The sequence below is a fragment of the Erythrobacter sp. NE805 genome (assembly GCF_046452355.1).
Classification (GTDB): domain Bacteria; phylum Pseudomonadota; class Alphaproteobacteria; order Sphingomonadales; family Sphingomonadaceae; genus Erythrobacter.
Genome location: NZ_JBKFDI010000001.1, coordinates 66,574 through 84,871 on the forward strand (window position 1 = coordinate 66,574; position 18,298 = coordinate 84,871).

General features: G+C 70.5%; 23 protein-coding genes. 18 read left to right on the plus strand and 5 right to left on the minus strand.

The features are described from left to right. Nucleotides 1–12: 12 nt before the first annotated feature. The 5 genes from lepB to ACLBKU_RS00370 are packed head-to-tail and all read left to right on the plus strand — an operon-like array spanning nt 13 to nt 3,427. Complete coding sequence (gene lepB / locus ACLBKU_RS00350; protein WP_410177541.1) at nt 13–885, plus strand: signal peptidase I; 873 nt, start codon at nt 13–15, stop codon at nt 883–885. Between the two features lie 12 nt (nt 886–897). Next, a complete protein-coding gene (locus ACLBKU_RS00355; RefSeq protein WP_410177542.1) occupies nt 898–2,034 on the plus strand; it encodes a DUF3089 domain-containing protein in 1,137 nt (378 codons plus the stop codon). Further along, the gene (gene ruvX / locus ACLBKU_RS00360; RefSeq protein ID WP_410177543.1) at nt 2,016–2,501 is read left to right on the plus strand and encodes a Holliday junction resolvase RuvX; all 486 of its coding nucleotides are present in this window, start codon (nt 2,016–2,018) and stop codon (nt 2,499–2,501) included. The genes ACLBKU_RS00355 and ruvX overlap by 19 nt, the downstream gene beginning before the upstream one ends. A 55-nt stretch (nt 2,502–2,556) precedes the next feature. After that, nucleotides 2,557–3,039, plus strand: coding sequence for a PaaI family thioesterase (locus tag ACLBKU_RS00365; RefSeq protein ID WP_410177544.1), 483 nt, complete (start codon nt 2,557–2,559; stop codon nt 3,037–3,039). Beyond that, nucleotides 3,032–3,427, plus strand: a complete 396-nt coding sequence (locus ACLBKU_RS00370) for a PaaI family thioesterase (RefSeq protein ID WP_410177545.1) — start codon at nt 3,032–3,034, stop codon at nt 3,425–3,427. Before ACLBKU_RS00365 ends, ACLBKU_RS00370 begins: the two co-directional genes overlap by 8 nt. A 110-nt stretch (nt 3,428–3,537) precedes the next feature. Here the strand turns inward: ACLBKU_RS00370 and ACLBKU_RS00375 are convergent, their stop codons facing one another. Continuing rightward, nucleotides 3,538–5,718, minus strand: coding sequence for a transglycosylase domain-containing protein (locus ACLBKU_RS00375; protein ID WP_410177546.1), 2,181 nt, complete (start codon nt 5,716–5,718; stop codon nt 3,538–3,540). A gap of 48 nt (nt 5,719–5,766) precedes the next feature. Then, complete coding sequence (gene cobS, locus ACLBKU_RS00380; protein WP_410177547.1) at nt 5,767–6,756, minus strand: cobaltochelatase subunit CobS; 990 nt, start codon at nt 6,754–6,756, stop codon at nt 5,767–5,769. Nucleotides 6,757–6,875: 119 nt separating this feature from the next. Between cobS and ACLBKU_RS00385 the strand changes: the two genes are divergently transcribed. After that, the gene (locus tag ACLBKU_RS00385) at nt 6,876–7,715 is read left to right on the plus strand and encodes an oxygenase MpaB family protein (RefSeq protein WP_410177548.1); all 840 of its coding nucleotides are present in this window, start codon (nt 6,876–6,878) and stop codon (nt 7,713–7,715) included. Nucleotides 7,716–7,720: 5 nt separating this feature from the next. On the opposite strand, the gene ACLBKU_RS00390 is transcribed toward ACLBKU_RS00385, so the two are convergent. After that, nucleotides 7,721–8,416 (minus strand): winged helix-turn-helix transcriptional regulator, encoded by a 696-nt coding sequence (locus tag ACLBKU_RS00390; RefSeq protein WP_410177549.1) that lies wholly within the window; start codon nt 8,414–8,416, stop codon nt 7,721–7,723. Nucleotides 8,417–8,489: 73 nt separating this feature from the next. Between ACLBKU_RS00390 and ACLBKU_RS00395 the strand changes: the two genes are divergently transcribed. From ACLBKU_RS00395 to ACLBKU_RS00410, 4 genes are read left to right on the plus strand one after another with little or no spacing between them, the layout of a single operon-like run. Then, the gene (locus ACLBKU_RS00395) at nt 8,490–8,861 is read left to right on the plus strand and encodes a DUF1428 domain-containing protein (RefSeq protein ID WP_410177550.1); all 372 of its coding nucleotides are present in this window, start codon (nt 8,490–8,492) and stop codon (nt 8,859–8,861) included. Further along, nucleotides 8,861–9,487 (plus strand): glutathione S-transferase family protein, encoded by a 627-nt coding sequence (locus ACLBKU_RS00400; RefSeq protein WP_410177551.1) that lies wholly within the window; start codon nt 8,861–8,863, stop codon nt 9,485–9,487. The genes ACLBKU_RS00395 and ACLBKU_RS00400 overlap by 1 nt, the downstream gene beginning before the upstream one ends. After that, entirely contained in the window at nt 9,484–9,981 is a 498-nt protein-coding gene (locus tag ACLBKU_RS00405; RefSeq protein ID WP_410177552.1) for a VOC family protein, read from the plus strand. Before ACLBKU_RS00400 ends, ACLBKU_RS00405 begins: the two co-directional genes overlap by 4 nt. Continuing rightward, nucleotides 9,978–10,418, plus strand: a complete 441-nt coding sequence (locus ACLBKU_RS00410) for an SRPBCC domain-containing protein (RefSeq protein WP_410177553.1) — start codon at nt 9,978–9,980, stop codon at nt 10,416–10,418. Before ACLBKU_RS00405 ends, ACLBKU_RS00410 begins: the two co-directional genes overlap by 4 nt. Here the strand turns inward: ACLBKU_RS00410 and ACLBKU_RS00415 are convergent, their stop codons facing one another. Further along, nucleotides 10,419–11,015, minus strand: coding sequence for a DnaJ domain-containing protein (locus ACLBKU_RS00415; RefSeq protein ID WP_410177554.1), 597 nt, complete (start codon nt 11,013–11,015; stop codon nt 10,419–10,421). It abuts the gene before it with no gap. Between the two features lie 79 nt (nt 11,016–11,094). On the opposite strand from ACLBKU_RS00415, the gene ACLBKU_RS00420 reads away from it, so the two are divergent. From ACLBKU_RS00420 to ACLBKU_RS00435, 4 genes are read left to right on the plus strand one after another with little or no spacing between them, the layout of a single operon-like run. After that, nucleotides 11,095–11,361 carry a BolA family protein gene (locus tag ACLBKU_RS00420; protein WP_410177555.1) on the plus strand — a complete coding sequence of 89 codons (267 nt, stop codon included), beginning with the start codon at nt 11,095–11,097 and terminating at the stop codon, nt 11,359–11,361. Beyond that, nucleotides 11,358–11,837, plus strand: a complete 480-nt coding sequence (locus ACLBKU_RS00425) for an NUDIX hydrolase (RefSeq protein ID WP_410177556.1) — start codon at nt 11,358–11,360, stop codon at nt 11,835–11,837. Before ACLBKU_RS00420 ends, ACLBKU_RS00425 begins: the two co-directional genes overlap by 4 nt. A gap of 53 nt (nt 11,838–11,890) precedes the next feature. Further along, nucleotides 11,891–12,700, plus strand: a complete 810-nt coding sequence (locus ACLBKU_RS00430) for an SDR family NAD(P)-dependent oxidoreductase (RefSeq protein WP_410177557.1) — start codon at nt 11,891–11,893, stop codon at nt 12,698–12,700. Beyond that, nucleotides 12,700–13,593, plus strand: coding sequence for an alpha/beta fold hydrolase (locus ACLBKU_RS00435; RefSeq protein WP_410177558.1), 894 nt, complete (start codon nt 12,700–12,702; stop codon nt 13,591–13,593). Before ACLBKU_RS00430 ends, ACLBKU_RS00435 begins: the two co-directional genes overlap by 1 nt. A 105-nt stretch (nt 13,594–13,698) precedes the next feature. Here the strand turns inward: ACLBKU_RS00435 and ACLBKU_RS00440 are convergent, their stop codons facing one another. Then, a complete protein-coding gene (locus ACLBKU_RS00440) occupies nt 13,699–14,793 on the minus strand; it encodes a DUF2332 domain-containing protein (RefSeq protein WP_410177559.1) in 1,095 nt (364 codons plus the stop codon). A 45-nt stretch (nt 14,794–14,838) separates the two neighbouring features. Between ACLBKU_RS00440 and hisG the strand changes: the two genes are divergently transcribed. The 4 genes from hisG to thiL all read left to right on the plus strand — a co-directional run bounded on the left by hisG (nt 14,839) and on the right by thiL (nt 18,291). Next, a complete protein-coding gene (gene hisG, locus ACLBKU_RS00445; RefSeq protein ID WP_410177560.1) occupies nt 14,839–15,522 on the plus strand; it encodes an ATP phosphoribosyltransferase in 684 nt (227 codons plus the stop codon). Continuing rightward, the gene (gene hisD / locus ACLBKU_RS00450; RefSeq protein ID WP_410177561.1) at nt 15,519–16,817 is read left to right on the plus strand and encodes a histidinol dehydrogenase; all 1,299 of its coding nucleotides are present in this window, start codon (nt 15,519–15,521) and stop codon (nt 16,815–16,817) included. The genes hisG and hisD overlap by 4 nt, the downstream gene beginning before the upstream one ends. Further along, complete coding sequence (gene nusB, locus ACLBKU_RS00455) at nt 16,814–17,281, plus strand: transcription antitermination factor NusB (protein ID WP_410177562.1); 468 nt, start codon at nt 16,814–16,816, stop codon at nt 17,279–17,281. The genes hisD and nusB overlap by 4 nt, the downstream gene beginning before the upstream one ends. Nucleotides 17,282–17,433: 152 nt before the next feature. Then, a complete protein-coding gene (thiL, locus tag ACLBKU_RS00460) occupies nt 17,434–18,291 on the plus strand; it encodes a thiamine-phosphate kinase (RefSeq protein ID WP_410177563.1) in 858 nt (285 codons plus the stop codon). Nucleotides 18,292–18,298 lie beyond the last annotated feature (7 nt).

The following is an 18,298-nucleotide window of genomic DNA, read 5'->3' on the forward strand; positions in this document are numbered from 1 at the left end:
CGCACCCCAAGCATGGCATCGACCCAGACAACGCAAGCGACCGAGACCCAAGAGAAGGTCAACTGGCTCGCCGAGATCCGCGGCCTGGCGCTGATGCTGCTCGCGGTGCTCGCCTTCCACAGCCTCGTCGCCAAGCCCTTCTACATCCCCTCGACCTCGATGATGCCGACCCTGTGGGTGGGCGACCGGCTGGTGGTGAGCAAGTATCCCTACGGCTGGTCCTGGGCCTCGGCGAGCTTCCACCTCCTGCCGCGCTCCGACTGGCGGGTGTTCCCGCACACCCCCGAATACGGCGACATCGTCATCCCCGTGCACCCGACGCGCGACGAGGACTACATCAAGCGCGTCGTCGCGCTCCCCGGCGACACGATCGAGGTGCGCCGCGGCCAGATCATCCTCAACGGCAGGCCGATCGAGCGCGAGGTGGTCCCCGAGGTGCGCCTGCCCTTCGAGCCGGAACTCCTGTGCAAGGGCAGCCCCTGCCTCGCCGCCTTCGAGGACTACCGCCGGACCGGCCCCGACGGTAAGGACTACTTCGCCCCGCCGACCTGGCGCGAGACCCTGCCCAACGGCGCGACCTACCTCACCATCGACTACATGGACCAGCAGCTCGACGATTTCGGGCCCTACAAGGTCCCCGCGGACTCGGTCTTCGTGATGGGCGACAACCGCGACCAGAGCGCCGACAGCCGGGCACCGGCGATCGAGAACGGGCTCGGCGGCGCGGTGCCGCTCGCCAATATCGGCGGGCGCGCGGAGTTCATCACCTTCAGCCTCGACGGCTCGACCACCTGGAACCCGGCGACGTGGTTCTCCTCGATGCGCGGCGGCCGCGCCTGGACCACGCTGCGCCCGCCGCTCGCAGAGGGCGCGGCGGCCAAGTAGGCTGGCACGGCGATGGCGAAGAAGTTCCTCTATGTGATCGCCGTCCTGATCGTGCTGGTGATCGGCGGGCGGATCGCCTTCGAGCTGTTCCAGAAACAGTTCGCCGCAATCGCGCTCGTCCCTTCCGCGAAGTTCGAGGCCGTCGCGCCGCTCGACGCGAATGCCTACGAGGATGCGGGCCTGTGGTACTCGCGCCCCGGCATCGGCACCAGCGACCCGGCGCGCTGGCAACCCGCCACCCGGAGCGGCGCGGCAACCCCCGCCAAGGCGAGCCGCCCCTTCGCGGTGTTCTTCGTCCACCCGACGAGCTACATCAACCGCACCGCCTGGAACGCCCCGCTCGCGAACGGCGGCGACCCCGAGGCCGAGCGCATCGCCCGCATTTACCTGCGCGGCATGGCGAGCGCCTTCAACCCGGCCACCGAGATCTGGGCGCCGCGCTACCGCCAGGCGACCTTCGGCGCCTTCCTCACCGATGCGCCCGAAGGCCGGCAGGCGATCGACGCCGCCTATGCCGACGTGCGCGAGGCGTTCCGCTTCTTCCTTGCCTCGGTCGATCCGAACACCCCGATCGTGCTCGCGGGCCATTCGCAGGGCGCGCTGCACTTGAAGCGCCTCGTCGCCGAGGAGGTGAAGGGCACGCCGGTCGCGGCGCGGGTGGTCGCGGCCTATGTGATCGGCTGGCCGGTCTCGACCCTCCACGACCTGCCCGCCATGGGCATCCCCGCCTGCGCCTCGCCCGACCAGACCGCCTGCGTCGTCAGCTGGTCGAGCTTCGCCGAGCCCGCCGACCCCTCGCTGGTGCTCGACGCCTTCGCCACCACCCCCGCGCTCGACGGCAAGGCCCCGGGCAAGGAGCCGATGCTGTGCTCGAACCCGCTCACCGGGCTGATCGGCGGCACGGCACCGGCGAGCGCCAATCTCGGCACGCTGGTGCCCGAGGACTCGATGGAGAAGGGCGAGCTCGTCCCCGGCCTCGTCCCGGCGCGCTGCGCGCCCTCCGGCATCCTGCTGATCGGCCCGCCGCCGGAGATGGGCTCCTACGTGCTGCCGGGGAACAACTACCACGTCTACGACATCCCGCTGTTCTGGGCGAACACCCGGGACGACGTGATCCGGCGGGTGGGCGCATGGAAGCCGCAAGCCTGATCTTCGAGGACGCGCGCGGCTTCGGCGAGGCGCTCGGCGACGGGGGCGTGCTGCTCGGGCTCGACCTCGGCACCAGGACCATCGGCACCGCGCTGTGCGACGCCGGATGGCGCTTTGCCACCAACAACACCACCATCGAACGCGGCAAGTGGGGCCGTGACCGCGAGACGCTTGCGGCGCTGATCCGGCAGCGCAGCGTGCGCGGGATCGTGCTCGGCCTGCCGCGCAACATGGACGGCACCGAGGGCCCGCGCGCGCAGGCCTCCCGCGCCTATGCCCGCAACTGTGCCGAGGCCTTCGCCCTCCCCCTCCTGCTGTGGGACGAGCGCTGGTCGACCCAGGCGGCCGAGGCGGCGATGATTGGCCAGGACATGAGCCGCGCCAAGCGCGCCGCCGCGATCGACGCCCACGCTGCCGCGGTGATCCTGCAAGGCGCGATCGACCGGCTGGCGGGGGGCGTGCTGTAGCCCCTCGCATTTCCGCCATTGCGCGGCCCCCGCCCCACGCCCTATGCCGCGGCCCATGAACACCCCCTCCCCCCGGTTCGACGCGCGCGAGGCCTCGAAGTGGTTCTTCCGCCACGGCCATACCGGCTGGCTCGGCCTCAGGTTCACCGATCAGGGCGACAACTGGGTCGAGCTCGAACTGCCGTGGCGCGAGGACCTGCTCGGCGACCGCAGCCGGCCCGTTCTGGCCTCGGGCCCGATCATCAGCCTTATGGACATGGCGAGCGGCATGGCGATCTGGCAGACCCGCGGCTCCTTCGCGCCGGTCGCGACGCTCGACCTGCGCGTCGACTACCAGCGCCCCGCGCGTGAGCGGGCAAGCGTGCGCGGAAGGGTCGAGTGCTACCGCATCACGCGGTCCGCGGCCTTCGTGCGCGGGGTCGCCTATGACAAGGACCTCGAGGACCCGGTCGCCCACGTGGCAGGCTGCTTCATGACCATCGGCGCCGATCCGCGCACGGAGAACCCTGTGCTGAGGGAGGCGCTGGGCGATGACTGAACCGGTGGATCTCCCCGCCTACGCCCGCTCGCTCGGCATCGCCCTGACTGGCGAGGCGGAGCACGGGATGCCGGTGCTGAGCGTCGAGTTCGGCGGCAACGTCGAGGGCCGCCCGCAGCATTTCCACGGCGGCGCGACAGCGGGCCTGCTCGAGAACGCGGGCTATGCCGCGCTGCGCACCGCGCTCGTCGCGGCGGGGCGCGATCCGCAATTGAAACCGATCAACATCACCGTGCAATACCTCGCCGCGGGCAAATCGCGCGCGAGCTTCGCGGTGGGGCGCATCACCCGCCTCGGGCGGCGCAATGCCAATGTCGCGGTCGAGGCCTGGCAGGACGACCGCGACCGCCCGATCGCGACCGCGGTGATGAACATCCTGATGGTTTGACCCTTCCCTCCGTTCGGGCCGAGCTTGTCGAAGCTCTGTGCTTCCTTCGGGACCAAGGGCTGAGAAGAAGTGCAGCCCTTCGACAAGCTCAGGGCGAACGGGGAAGCTGGCTAGGGTGGCGGTGCCGGTGACGGCGCGGCCGAGGGTGCCACCACCACCCCGCCCTCGTCGAGGCGCACCTCGCCGATGCCGGGCTGGCTGATCGTCACACCGCCGTTCTCGATCCGCAGCTTGGCGCCCTCATCGCCGACCGGGATCGCCTGCCCCTCGAGTACGTCGAGCGGCTGCACCGGGCCTTCGGGATCGGGCGTGTCGTCGGATTTGGGCGCGGGCGCTGCCTCGATCCTGAGCGCGCCGCGCATGAAGTCGCGCCAGATGCGCGCGGGCAGGCTCCCGCCGGTGACACCGTTCAGCGGCGAGTTGTCGTCGTTGCCGATCCACACCCCGACCACGAGGTCGCCCGCATAGCCCACGAACAGCGCGTCGCGGTAATCCTGCGTCGTCCCGGTCTTGCCGTAGTTCGCCACGGGCAGCACGGCATTGCGCCCGGTGCCGCGGTTGATCGCGCCGCGCAGCAGGTCCTCGAGATCCTCGTGAACGCCGCCCGACAGCGAGCCCTTGCGGTCGGTGAGCCACTCCCACCACCCCCGCTCGCCGCGCGGGATCGCATGGGGCTCGACCGGGTAGGCGTTGGCGGCGATCCCGGCATAGGCGGCGGTCAATTCCATCAGCGTCATCGCCGAGGTGCCGAGCGCGAGGCTCGGGTCGCCCTCGGCCATCGGCGCGGTGATGCCGAGCGCGCGCGCGGTGCGGATCACCTTGTCGCTCCCCACCGCCTGGAGCAGGCGCACCGCGGCGACATTGCTCGAGGAGGCGAAGGCGTCCTTGAGGGTGATCTGCTCGGAATATTGCTCGCGCGCGTTCTTGGGGCGGTAGGACCCTTGCGTGATCGGGGTGTTGGGAAGGGTGTCCTCGGGCTCCCAGCCCTCCTCGAGCGCGGTGAGATAGACGAAGGTCTTGAAGGTCGAGCCCGGCTGGCGGCGCGCCTGCGTGGCACGGTTGAAGGGCGACTTGGCATAGTCGCGCCCGCCGACCAGCGCCACCACCTCGCCGTTCCGCCGCATCGCCACCAGCGCGACCTGTGCCTTCCCGAGCGGCGCACGCGCGACGATCCGGCTGGCGAGCGCCTGGAGCCGGGAATCCAACGTCGTCGTCAGCACGGAGCGCGAATAGCCCGCCTCCATCCCCTCGCGCGCCAGCGGCAGCGCCCAGTCGGCGAAATAGGTGCCGGTGGGGAGGTTGTCGTCCCGGGTGCGCACGTCGATGCGCGGGTCGGGCAGGCGCTTTGCCTCGGCGGCGGTGAGGTAGCCCTCCTCGACCATCGACTGGATGACGAGGTCCATGCGCTTCCTCGCCTTGTCGTAGTGCTTGGTCGGCGCATAGCGCGAGGGCGCCTGGAGCAGCCCGGCGAGCATCGCCGCCTGCTCGGGCCGCAGCTTCTCGGGCTGGCGGTAGAAGTAGTGCAGGGACGCGGCGCGCAGGCCATACTGGTTGTCGCCGAAATAGGCGTTGGAGAGATAGCGCTCGAGGATCTCGTCCTTGGTCAGCCAGCTCTCCAGCCACAGCGCGATCAGCGCCTCGCGGGCCTTGCGGGTGAGGCTCTGCTCGGGGGTGAGGAAGGTGAACTTGGCGAGCTGCTGGGTGATCGTCGAGCCGCCGCCGTAGCCGGTCCACGCCGCCCGGGCGATGCCGCGCGGGTCGATCCCCCAGTGCGAGTAGAAGCGCCGGTCCTCGATCGCGAGGAAGGCCTGCACCACGTGCGGCGGCAGGTCCTTGACCTTCACCGGCGCCTCGACGATCGCCCCCTGCCGCGCGATCGGCGTGCCGTCGCTGGCGAGCAGCGTCACCTGCGGCGGGGCGATGGGCTCGAGGCTTTTGGAGAGCGGCGCGGTGAAGGTCAGCCAGCCGACCAGCAGCGCGAAGGTCGCGAAGAAGGCGAGCACGCTCCGCCCCGTCCACCACAGCTTGGAGCGGCCCCGCCAGTAGTCGCGCTGCCACCACCGCAGGCGGCGCCGCTCCTCGACAGCGAGCGCCTGGTCGACGAGGCCGAGCTTCGCGTCCCACTCGTCGAAAGCGGGCTTGCCCGAGGGGCGCGGGCGGGGCGGGAGATCGTCATCGTCGTCGTCGAGAGGCCGCTGGCTCTCGTAGAGCGCGTAGAACCCCGCAGGCGGCCCTGCCCCTTCGTCGGCGCGGCCCCGCGAGCCTTTCCAGAATCGGTCGAAGAACGCCATGGCGGCGGCTGTGTTACCAGCCTAGGACACTGCCCCGCAAGCGCGACATCAACGCTTCTTGGCCGCGCCTTCCGGCAGGTCCTCGCCGAAGACCCGCTGGTAGTATTCGGCCACCAGCGTGCGCTCCGCCTCGTCGCACTTGTTGAGGAAGCTGAGGCGGAAGGCGAAGCCGGTCGAGCCGAAGATCGCCGCGTTCTGCGCCCAGGTAATGACGGTGCGCGGGCTCATCACGGTCGAGATGTCGCCGTTCATGAAGCCCTGGCGGGTCAGCTCGGCGACCTTGACCATGTCGGCGATCAGCTTGTCGTCCGACTGCGGCGTCTTCGACTTGACGATCTGCTGCTCGACCTCGGCCTTGAGGTAATTGAGCGCGACGACGATGTTCCAGCGGTCCATCTGCGCCTGGTTGATCGCCTGCGTGCCGTGGTAGAGCCCGGAGGTGTCGCCGAGGCCGACCGTGTTGGTCGTCGCGAAGAGGCGGAAGAAGGGGTTGGGGGTGATGACGCGGTTCTGGTCGAGCAGCGTCAGGCGCCCGTCGAACTCGAGCACGCGCTGGATCACGAACATCACGTCGGGGCGGCCCGCGTCATATTCGTCGAAGGTCAGCGCGACCGGGTGCTGGAGCGCCCAGGGGAGGATGCCCTCCTTGAACTCGGTGACCTGCAGCCCGTCCTTGAGCACGATCGCATCGCGCCCGACGAGGTCGATGCGGCTGATGTGCGCGTCGAGGTTGACGCGGATGCTCGGCCAGTTGAGGCGGGCGGCGACCTGCTCGATATGGGTCGACTTGCCGGTGCCGTGGTAGCCCTGCACCATGACCCGCCGGTTGTGCGCAAAGCCGGCGAGGATCGCCAGCGTCGTGTCCGGATCGAAGACATAGGCGCCGTCCAGTTCGGGCACGTGCTCTTCGCGGGTGCTGAAGGCGGGGACCTGCCAGTCGACATCGATGCCGAAGGTCTCGCGCACGTCGATCGTGGTGTCGGGCTGGGAGGGCATGGCGCTGGCGCCGGCGACAGTGGAGCGGGTGGATGCGGTCATTGTGCCGGTTCGGTTAAACGGCATGGGGCCGCCCTGCAAGCGCCGGTTTGCCCGCGGCGGCTGGCAAATTTGGCGAGCCGGGCCTCGCACGGGACGCCGGGGTCACCTATATGCCCCTCATGGCTGACGGACTCGAAACCTTGCGCCGGACGCTCGTTGCGCAGGTGCGCGGCGTGTTTCACGATGCGAGCGCCGGGCAGACCCCCACCCCGCCTTCAGACCAGGCGCTGTTCGCGCGCGACACGCCGATCCGGCTGGTCCATGCCGACATCGTGGGCATGATGACCGGCGGGGTGCGCGCGCTGCTGCTCCAGATGCTCCACCCCCACGCGCTGCAGGGCGTGCTCGACCATTCCAATTTCCGCGCGGACATGCACGGGCGGCTGCGGCGCACCGCGCGCTTCATCGCGGTGACGACCTTCGGCCACCGCGACGAGGCGATGAAGGCGATCCTCCGCGTGAACCGCATCCATGCCAGGGTCGGCGGCACGCTCCCCGACGGGACGCGCTACGAAGCGACCGATCCGCGCACCCTCGCCTGGGTCCACGTCACCGAAGCGCAGAGCTTCCTCGCGGGCTACTTGCGGCACGTGCGCCCCTCGATGCCGGTCGCCGAGCAGGACGAATACTACCGCCAGTTCGCCGTCATCGCCCGGATGCTGGGCGCCGACCCGGTGCCCGAGACCCGCGCCGAGGCGGACCGCATCTTCCGCGAGCTGCGCCATGATCTTGCGACCTCGCGGGAGGCGCGCGAGGTGGCGCAGCTGGTGCTCGCGCAGCGGCCCGCGGGAACGCCGCTCGCGGTGCAGACGATGATCACCGCCGACGCGGTCGCGATGCTGCCCGGCTGGGCGCGCGCGATGCTCAATCTCCAGCGCCCGATGCTCACCGCCCTGCCCGCCCGCGCCGCGACCTGGGGCATGGGCCGCACCCTGCGCTGGGCATTCCGCCAGACCTAGGTGCGTCAGTCGAGCGGCGGGGGCAGCGCGAACAGCCCCGCAAAGCGCAAGGCGAGATTGCGATCCCCTTCGATGACGAGCCCCGCCTCGGCCTCGAGCGTCTCCCACGGCACTCCGGCATAGATTCCGCCGGCGATGACGGCCGCGCTCGGCGCGCGGAAGACGGCGCCCGCCTCCTGCACGTCGCCGCGGCGGATCGGCAGGGCGCGTTCCTGCGGCTCGGCAAGGAAGCTGTCCTCGCCGACGACGAAGCCGATCCGCCCGGCGATCGACCCCACCCGCGCGTAATCGGCCATCGTCCGCAGCGAGAGCATCAGCGAAACCGGCGAAAGCGGCAGCGTGGGATCGTGCGCGCGCGACTGCGCGGCCCAGCGCCCCATCTCCTGCATGATCGGCTCGGCGGCATAGCCCCATGCGGTGAGTTCGTAGACCTGTGCCCGGGCGGGCGGGGGGAGCAGCCGTCGCGAGAGCACGCCCGAGGCCTCCAGCCCCGCCAGCCGCTCGGTCAGCACCTTGGCCGACAGGCCCGGCAGGCTCGCGCGCAGGTCGGAGAAGCGGCGCGGCCCGAGCATCAGCTCGCGCACGATCAGCAGCGCCCAGCGTTCGCCGACGAGCTCCATCGCGAAAGCGGTGCCGCAGGCATCGTCATACCAGCGCCCATGCGCGGTTCGTCGCGTTTCGGTTTCCTTTTGTGACTTCATGGTTGCTATATGTAACTCAGAAAGTCACAGAAGGCAAGGTTCGATTCGGAACCGGGAGAGAGGGAGAGAGACAATGTACATAGACGGCTTCGTGATCGCCGTGCCCAAGGCCAACCGGCAGAAGTTCATCGATCACGCCGGACACGCCGATCCGATCTTCATCGAGATGGGCGCCACCCGGGTGATCGAGTGCTGGGGCGACGAGGTGCCGGACGGCACGCACACCGACTTCCGCAAGGCGGTGCAGGCGACCGACGAGGAGGACGTGGTGTTCAGCTGGATCGAGTGGCCCGACAAGGCGACCCGCGATGCCGGGATGGCGCGGATGATGGCTCCCGACAACATGGACCCGCGCATCGACCCCGCCAAGAACCCGATGCCGTTCGACGGTAAGCGCATGATCTTCGGCGGGTTCGCCCCCGTCGTCCAGCTGGAGCAGGAATAATGGCCGAATTCACCTTCTACACCGTCGCGATGAGCCGCGGCCAGATCAGCCGCTGGGCCCTCCACGAGGCGGGCGCGGACTACGAGCACGTGGTGTTCGACTGGGCCACGCGCCCTGCGACCTTCAAGGACATCAACCCGATGAACAAGGTCCCCGCCCTCGTCCATCATCATGGCGGCCACGATCACGTCGTCACCGAATGCGCCGCGATCAACCACTACCTCGCTGAGACCCACCCCGAGAAGGGCCTGCTCCCCGACACCCACGAGCGCGCGGCCTATTTCCGCTGGCTGTTCTTCGCCGCGGGGCCATTGGAGCAGGCGATCATCGCGAAGTCGCTGGGCTGGGAGGTGCCCGAGGGCAAGAGCGGCCAGGCGGGCTTCGGCAGCTACGATCTCACCATCGACGCGCTCGACGGCTGGCTGTCGCGGAACGACTTCATCGCCGGCAAGCGCTTCACCATGGCCGACACCTATGTCGGTAGTCAGTTCGTCTGGGGCCTGCGCTTCGGCTCGATCCCCGAGCGCCCGGCGTTCCGCGCCTATGTCGAGCGCATCACCCAGCGCCCCGCTTACGCCGCGGCCAACGCGATCGACGCCGCGATCATCAAGGGAGCGGCCGCATGACCGCCCCGAAGACCGCCAAGACCACGATCTGCGTGTGGTATGACAAGGACGCGGAGGAAGCCGCGAACTTCTACGCCAGCGTCTTTCCCGACAGCCACGTCGGCGGCGTCCACCGCGCGCCGATGGACAGCCCCGGCGGCACCGAGGGCGATGTGATGGTGGTGGAATTCACCATCTGCGGCACCCCCTGCATCGGCCTCAACGGCGGCCCGATCTTCCCCCACACCGAGGCCTTCTCCTTCCAGATCGCCACCGACAGCCAGGAGGAGACCGACCGCTACTGGAACGCGATCGTCGGCAACGGCGGGGCGGAGAGCGCCTGCGGCTGGTGCAAGGACAGGTGGGGGGTCAACTGGCAGATCACCCCGCGCATCCTCACCGAGGCTCTGGCCGAGGGCGGCGCGGTGGCAAGGCGCGCCTTCGGGGCGATGATGACGATGCAGAAGCTCGACCACGCCGCTCTCGAGGCGGCCATCACTGGAGACGAACAATGAACGACCTTTCCGTTACCCGCTTCATCGCCGCCCCGCCCGCCCGCGTCTGGGACGTCATGGTCAACCGCATGGGCGAGTGGTGGTGCCCCCGCCCGTGGCGTGCCGAGGTGGTGGAGCAGGACCGCAGGCCGGGCGGGCGCAGCGCGATGGTGATGTATGGCCCCGACGGCGAGGAAATGCCGCAGGAGGGCATCTTCCTCGCCTGGGACGAGGGTCGTCGCTTCGCCGCCACCGATGCGATCACCGCCGACCTCCAGCCCTCCGGTCCCTTCATGATCGGGATCTGGGAGGTGGAGCCCGAGGGCGACGGCACCCGCTACACCGCCCGCGCCCGCCACTGGTCCGAGGAGGTTCGCAAGAGCCACGAGGAGATGGGCTTCGTGCAGGGCTGGGAGGCCGCTGCCGCGCAGCTCGCCGAACTCGCCGAGCGCGACTGATCAGGCGAAGGCCGCGCTCTTCCTGAGCAGCTGGTAGGCGTCGACCACCGCGGTGAGCTGCGCCTCGTGCTGGCGGTCGCCGCCGTTGCGGTCGGGGTGGTAGCGGCGCACCAGTTCCGAATAGCGGCGCCTGAGCCGCGTGCGGTCGGTGTCCGAGCCGAGGCCCATCACCTCCAGCGCCTGCGCCTCCTCGCGGCTGAAGCGCCTGTCCGCCGCGGCGGAGCGCGCGCGCCCCTCGGCCTTCTGACGAATGCCGCGGGCGCGCGCGCCGATCGCGTCGAGGGGATCGGAGAAGTCCGCCCAGCGCGGGCCGTCGGTGATCCCGGCGGTCGGGCGGAACACCCGGCTTTCGGTCTGCCAGCCTGCGATCGGCGACTGCGCGCGCAGGATCTCCTCGGCGCTCATCCCCTCGAACCAGTCGTAGCCGGCGTTGAACTCGCGCACGTGCTGAAGGCAGAACCAGCGCCACTCGCCCGGCCCGTCGAAGCCGTGCGGACGCCGCCCGGGCGCGCGGAATTCGCCCGCCTCGCGGCAGCCGGGGGCTTCGCAGCGTCGCCCGGGGCTCTCGACGCGGCCGTGGAATCGTGGTGAAGGCATGGACCTTGAGAATGGCGATTGGGCGCGCGACTTCCAAGCCCGTTCGAGACGCAAACCGATGCAAAGAAGGAAAGCCGTGATGAGTGTCGCCGAGGAAATGCGTGTGCTGCTGACCGAGGCCTTCGCGCCCACCCGCCTCGCGATCGTCAACGACAGCGCGAAGCATTCGGGCCACATGGGCGACGACGGCTCGGGGGAGTCGCACTTCACCGTCGAGATCGAGGCGGCGGCCTTCGCCCCCATGAACCGCCTCGCCCGCCAGCGCGCGGTGATCGCGGCTTTGGGCGACATCGTCGGCCGGCGGGTCCACGCGGTCGCGATCAAGGCGAGCGTGCCGGGGGCGTGACACCCGAGCCGCGCCTCAACCCCGCCCTGCGCCTGCGCCGCGCGGCGCGGATCATCGTGCTCGACGCCGAGGAGCGCGCGCTGATGTTCCGCTTCGACGTGCCTGGCCGGGCGCCCTTCTGGGTGACCGCGGGCGGCGAATGCGAGTCGGACGAGAGCTTCGCGGACGCCGCGCGGCGCGAGCTCTTCGAGGAGACCGGCATCACCGCCGACCCCGGCCCCGAGATCCTGCGCATGACCCCCGAATTCGTCACGGTCGAGGGCGAGCCGGTGCAGGCCGACGAGCGCTTCTTCCTCGTTCGCGTCGCCGAGGCGCGGGTCGACACCGCGGGCCACACCGCGCTCGAACAGCGGGTGATGACGCAGCACCGCTGGTTCACGCTCGCCGAGCTCGCAAGCTGGCCCGAGGCGGTGTTCCCCGCAAACCTCGCCGCGATCATCCGGTCCCGTATCGCAACTTGCCAGAACCCTACCTGATTGCCCTCGCCCCCGGCTCTCGCTAACCCTCGGCGAAAAGGGGAGAGAGACAGATGGACTATACGGGCAAGGTCGCCTGGATCACCGGCGCATCCTCGGGGATCGGTGCGGCGCTCGCGCGGGAGCTGGCAGCGCGGGGCGCGCACGTGGTGCTCTCGGGGAGGGACGTGGCGCGGCTCGCCGCAGTCGCGGCGGATTGCGGCGAGAGCCTGATCCTCGCCTTCGACGTCCGCGACGAGGCGGCGCTCGCCGACGCCACCGCGAACGCCATCGCGTGGAAGGGCGGCGTCGACATCGCCTTCGCCAATGCCGGCATCTCGCAGAGGAGCCGCGCGGTGAAGACGGCGATGCAGGTCTATCGCGACATCGTCGAAGTCGACCTCCTCGCCCAGATCGCCTTCGCGCAGGGGCTGATCGGCCACATGAGCGAGCGCGGCTCGGGGGCGCTGGGGTTCATCTCCTCGATCGCCGGCAAGGTCGGAGTGCCGATGCGCACCGCCTATTGCGCCGCCAAGTTCGGGCTCGCGGGCTATGCCGACGCGCTGAGGGCGGAGCTGTCGCAGAGCGGCGTTGCGGTCCACACCATCTACCCCGGATCGGTCGCGACCAACGTGTCGCGCAACGCACTGACCGCGGGCGGCACGGCGCGCGGCGCCTCGGATGCGGCGATCGACAACGGCATTCCCCCGGCGGTCGCCGCCAAGGCGATGCTCGACGCCATCGCCGCGGGCACGCGCGAGATCATCGTCGCCGAGGGGGTCGAGGCGCATCTCGGCGACGTGCGCCGCACCCCCGATGCGCTGTTCGACCAGATCGCGGCCTGGGTCGCGGGGGGCTACATGGACAAGCTGGAGGAAGCCTGATGAGTTTCGACCTGAAGCGGGTGGCGCTGCCGAACGGCATCCACCTCGACATCGTGGACGAAGGCCCGACCGAGGCGCCTGCGCTGATCTTCCTCCACGGCTTTCCCGAGAGCCACCGCACCTGGCGGCACCAGATCGCGCACTTCAAGGACAGGTTCCGCTGCATCGCCCCCGACCAGCGCGGCTATCGCGGCTCGTCGAAGCCGCAGGAGGTCGCCGCCTACACCCCGGACAAGCTGATCGGCGACGTGTTCCTGCTCGCCGATACGCTGGGGATCGCGAACTTCACTATCGTCGGCCACGACTGGGGCGGCGCGCTCGCCTGGGGGGTTGCGCTCGCCGGGCAGCATGCGCGGGTGAGCCGCGCGGTGATCGCCAACGCCCCGCATCCGGCGATCTTCCAGAAGCTGCTCTACACCAACCCGGTCCAGCGCGAGGCGAGCCAGTACATCCGCGGCTTCCGCGACCCCGCCAACGACGCGCTGGTCAAGGAGCACGGGCTGACCGGCCTCCTCTTGAAGGAGGTCAAGTGGGACCGCCCGAGCGCGATGGAGCCCGAGGAGCGCGACGCGCTGCTCCGCGACTGGCAGAACCGCGACGCGGCCTTCGGGATGCTCAACTACTACCGCGCGAGCCCGATCGACGTGCCGCCGATGGACGCGCCCTTCGAAATCCCCGCGGGCTACACGCCGCCGGCGCTGCCGAAGCTGACGATCCCGACCCTCGTGATCTGGGCCCTCGACGACCTCGCCCTGCCGCCGGAGAACCTTGAGGGGCTGGAGGCGATCATCGAGCCGCTGACCCTCGTGAAGGTGCCCGACTGCGGGCATTTCGTGCCGTGGGAGGCGCCGCAGGCGGTGAACGCGGCGATTGAGGCGTTTCTGGCGGGCTAGAACCGTTCGCCCTGAGCTTGTCGAAGAGCTGTCCTTCTCTTCGGTTCCGGCGAGTGCCCCGAGAAAGTGCAGTGCCTCGACAAGCTCGGCACGAACGGGTGTTTGCTACGGCAGCCACTCCACATCCGCCCCATGCGGGTGCGACCAGGCGAGCTGCACCTCCTCCGCGCCGCCCGGCCAGAAGCGCACGGTCAGCGCGTGGCGGTGGACGGTGCGGTCGGCTTCGACCTTGACCCACGCGAGCGGGCGCTCGGCTGACGCCTTCGCGCCTGCCGCCTCCATCGCCGCGGTCACCCGCGCCTGCTGGTCCTCGGGCACGTATTGCCAGACGATCGAGTGCATGAGGAGGCGGACGGTCCCAGCCTCTTGCGGCTTCGCGAGCTCGGCCTCGACGAAGTCGGCGGCGTTGGCGGCGACGAGGTCGGGCGCCTGCTGCGAGGCGGCGCGGATCGCGGCGTCCATCCGGTCGAACCGCACGCGGTGTTCGGGCCAGATATAGGCCTTGAGCCGCAAGGCCTGCGCGGGGTCGGTGAGGTCGACCGGGGCGACGTCGCAGCCTCTTGCGGCGATGATTGCGATGTCGCGCAGCGGCGGCGGCGCGCCCCGCCACTCGGGCGCGAAGTCCATCACCGGCGCCTCCGGCCCCACCACCACCCCGCCGAGGTCGTAGCGGTAGCGCGCGAGCATCAGGTTGATCCCCGCGCTCGAACCGATCTCGAGGCATTCGAACCGCGCCGGGAGCCCCCGCTCCGCCAGCCACAGCATCGCCGCGATGAAATTGGCCGAGCGCCCCGCCTCGTTGGTCTGCGGCGGACCGTCGAGCCAGGGAAGCAGCGCCGCCTCGTGCGCCGCGAAGACACGCGCGATCACCGCCGCGTCGTCGGCCGCCTCCCCCGCATAGATCGGCGCGAGTTCGGGCGCGGCCCCCGAAAGGTGGAGCGCGTGCAGCCCGCCCGCCACCCGCAAGGGCAGCGCGTCGGCGAGCGGCGCGCCCTCCCACTCGCGGATGCGCCGCGCAAACTCCCCGCCCGCGCCGCCCGCCACCACCGCGGCGATACCCGCCACCACCCGCGCGGTGACCGGCGCGCCCCCGGCCTCGCAATAGGCGACCTGGTTCGCGAAGGCCGTCGCCACCGCCCCCGCCCCGCGGGTGTTCATGTCGACGAATTCGTAAGCGGGCCGCTTCCCCGTATCACCCATCACCATTGCCCTTTTCCCGTGCCCGCCTTAAGTGCGCGCCCGATCATGAGCCTCGACACCCTCCAGCACAATCCCGGACAGCTGACCTTCGCTGTCCCCAAGGGGCGCATCCTCGACGAGGCGCTCCCGGTCATGGCGCGCGCCGGGGTCGAGCCCGAGGCCGCGTTCCACGATCCGAAAAGCCGCGCGCTCGCCTTCGCTTGCCTCCGCCCCGACATGCGGATCATCCGGGTGCGCGCCTTCGATGTCGCGACCTTCGTCGCCCACGGCGCGGCGCAAGTCGGGATCGTCGGCTCGGATGTGATCGAGGAGTTCGACTACGCCGACCTCTACGCGCCGGTCGACCTCGGCATCGGGCTGTGCCGGCTGTCGGTCGCGCGCCTCGCCTCCGACACCGAGGAGGCGGGGAGCGCCAGCCACCTGCGGGTCGCCACCAAGTACCCGAGCCTCACCCGCCGCCACTTCGAAGCCGCGGGCGTGCAGGCCGAGTGCGTGAAACTGAACGGCGCGATGGAGCTTGCCCCCTCCTTGGGCCTCGCGCGGCAGATCGTCGACCTCGTTTCAACCGGCACCACCTTGCGCGAGAACGGGCTGGTCGAGACCGCGACGATCCTCGAGATCTCCGCGCGGCTGATCGTCAACCGCACCGCCTTGAAGACCGACCGCCGGGTCGCCGCGCTGGTCGACGCCTTCCGCCGCGATGGCGAGGAACGGAGCGCCGCCGCATGAGCGCGACGCTGCTCTCCACCCTCCAGCCCGATTTCGCCGCCCGCTTCGCGCGCATCGTCGAGGCGCGGCGCGAGGCCGACAGCGACGTCGCCGGGCAGGTCGCCGACATCCTCAACGAGGTGAAGCAGCGCGGCGATGCGGCGCTCGTCGACTACACCCGCCGCTTCGACGGCTATGCCCTCGCCGACGAGAGCGACTGGACGATCACCCGCGGGCGCTGCGAACAGGCCTACAGCGAGCTCGCCCCCGAGCTTCGCGAGGCGCTCGAACTCGCCGCCGCGCGGATCCGCGCCTATCACGAGGCGCAGCTGCCGCAGGACCGCGACTACGTGGACGCCGCCGGGGTCAGGCTCGGCGCGATCTGGCGGCCGGTCGATGCCGCCGGGCTCTACGTGCCGGGGGGCCGCGCGGCATACCCTAGCTCGCTGCTGATGAACGCGATCCCTGCGCGCGTCGCCGGGGTCGAGCGGCTGGTGGTCGTCACCCCGACGCCCAAGGGCACCGCCAACCCGCTGGTGCTCGCCGCGGCGCATATCGCCGGGGTCGACGAGATCTGGCGCGTCGGCGGGGCGCAGGCGGTCGGCGCGCTCGCCTACGGGACGCAGCGGATCAAGCCCGTCGACGTCATCACCGGCCCCGGCAATGCCTGGGTCGCCGAGGCCAAGCGCCAGCTCTACGGCGTGGTCGGGATCGACATGGTCGCGGGGCCTTCGGAAATCCTCGTCATCGCCGACGGCCAGAACGATCCCGACTGGATCGCCGCCGACCTCCTCTCGCAGGCCGAGCACGACCCCACCTCGCAGTCGATCCTCATCACCGACGATGCGGGCTTCGCGCGGCAGGTCGAGGACTGCATCGACCTCCAGATCACCCAGCTTGCGACCGCGAAGACGGCGCGGGCGAGCTGGGACGCGCACGGGGTGATGATCGTCGTCAACGACCTCCTCGCCGAAGCCCCCGCCCTCGCCAACCGGCTCGCCGCCGAGCATGTCGAGATCGCGGTCGACGATCCCGAGCCCTACCTGCGCGCGATCCGCCACGCCGGGAGCATCTTCCTCGGCCGCATGACCCCCGAGGCGGTCGGCGACTATGTCGCGGGGCCGAACCACGTGCTGCCCACCGGCAGGCGCGCGCGCTTTGCGAGCGGGCTCTCGGTGCTCGATTTCATGAAGCGCACGAGCTTCCTCGGCCTCGATGCCGCCTCCTTCGCCGCGGTCGGTCCCGCCGCCGCGACCCTCGCCCATGCCGAGGGGCTGCCCGCCCACGCCAAGTCCGTGGAACTGAGGATCAAATGAACGCACCCGCCCGTTCGCAGGCCCGCTCGGCCGCGCGTCTCGCCGCCGTGCAGGCGCTCTACCAGCAGCACATGGAGGGCACCGCGCTCGCCCGGCTGCTCGACGAGTTCCACCAGCACCGCCTCGGGCGCGGCATCGACGAGGACGCCTTTGGCGACGCCGAATATGCCGAGGCCGAGGTGCCCTTCTTCGACGACGTGGTGCGCGGCGTCGACGCGCGGCGCGAGGAGATCGACGCGCTGGTGGCGAGCAAGCTCGCGAGCGGCTGGAGCCTCGCGCGGCTCGACAAGGCGATGCTCCAGGTGCTGAGGGCCGGGACCTACGAGCTGCTCGCGCGGGCGGACGTTCCCGCGCCGGTCGCGATCAACGAATATGTCGAGGTCGCGAAAGCCTTCTTCGACGACGGGCAGGCGAAGTTCGTGAACGGGATTCTCGACGCGGTGGCGAAGACGGCGCGGGGCTGATCTCTGATCACCGTTCTAGACCCTCTCCAGCCCCGCTTAGACCCCTCCTAGCCCCCTTTAGCCCCCCTCTTGAGTGCCCCTTGCGGCGCTGTTTCACGTGAAACATCGAGATTTCGACAAGCCCTGAGCGACCAGCTAAGGCCGGACCGGAAATGAACGAGGCCGACTTCATCGCCGCTCTCCGGTCCCTCCCGCTCCACCCCGGGGCGCGCGGGCTCATGGACGACTGCGCGGTGCTGGCGATCGGGGGCGAGACGCTGGTCCTCACCCACGACATGATGGTCGAGGGCACCCATTTCCGCCCCGATGCGGACATGGCCGACGTCGCCTGGAAGCTGATCGCGACCAACCTCTCCGACCTCGCGGCCAAGGGCGCGGAGCCGGTGGGGGTGCTGCTCGGGCATATGCTGGGGCAGGAGGACGCGCGCTTTCTCAAGGGGTTGCACGAGGCGCTCGCGGCCTTCGGCACCCCGCTCCTCGGCGGCGACACCGTGGCGGGCGCGGGTACGCGCGCCCTCGGCCTGACGGCCATCGGGCGGGCGACCCACACCCCCGTTCCCTCCCGCAGCGGTGCGCAGCCGGGCGACGGCGTGTGGCTCACCGGCCCCGTCGGCCGGGCGATGCTCGGCTTCGAGGGCAGCCCCGAACACCGCCAAGCCTTCGACCGCCCCGTGCCGCGCCTCGTCGAGGGCCGCGTGCTCGCCCCATATGTCACCGCGATGATGGACGTCTCCGACGGCCTCCTCCTCGACGCCTTCCGCATGGCCGAGGCGAGCGGGGTGACGCTCGCGCTCGATCCGTTGGCGATCCCCTGCGCCGATCCTGCGCGCGCCGAGGCCTGCATGCGCTGGGGCGACGATTACGAGCTGCTCTTCACCGCGCCGCCCGCGGCCCGCCTGCCGACCCGAGCCTACAAGATCGGCCTCGTCACCCCGCGCGCCTGGGCCCCGCTGCTGCTGGGCGAGACCCCGCTCTCCAGCCCGGACAGCCTCGGCTACCGCCACGGCTGACCCGCGT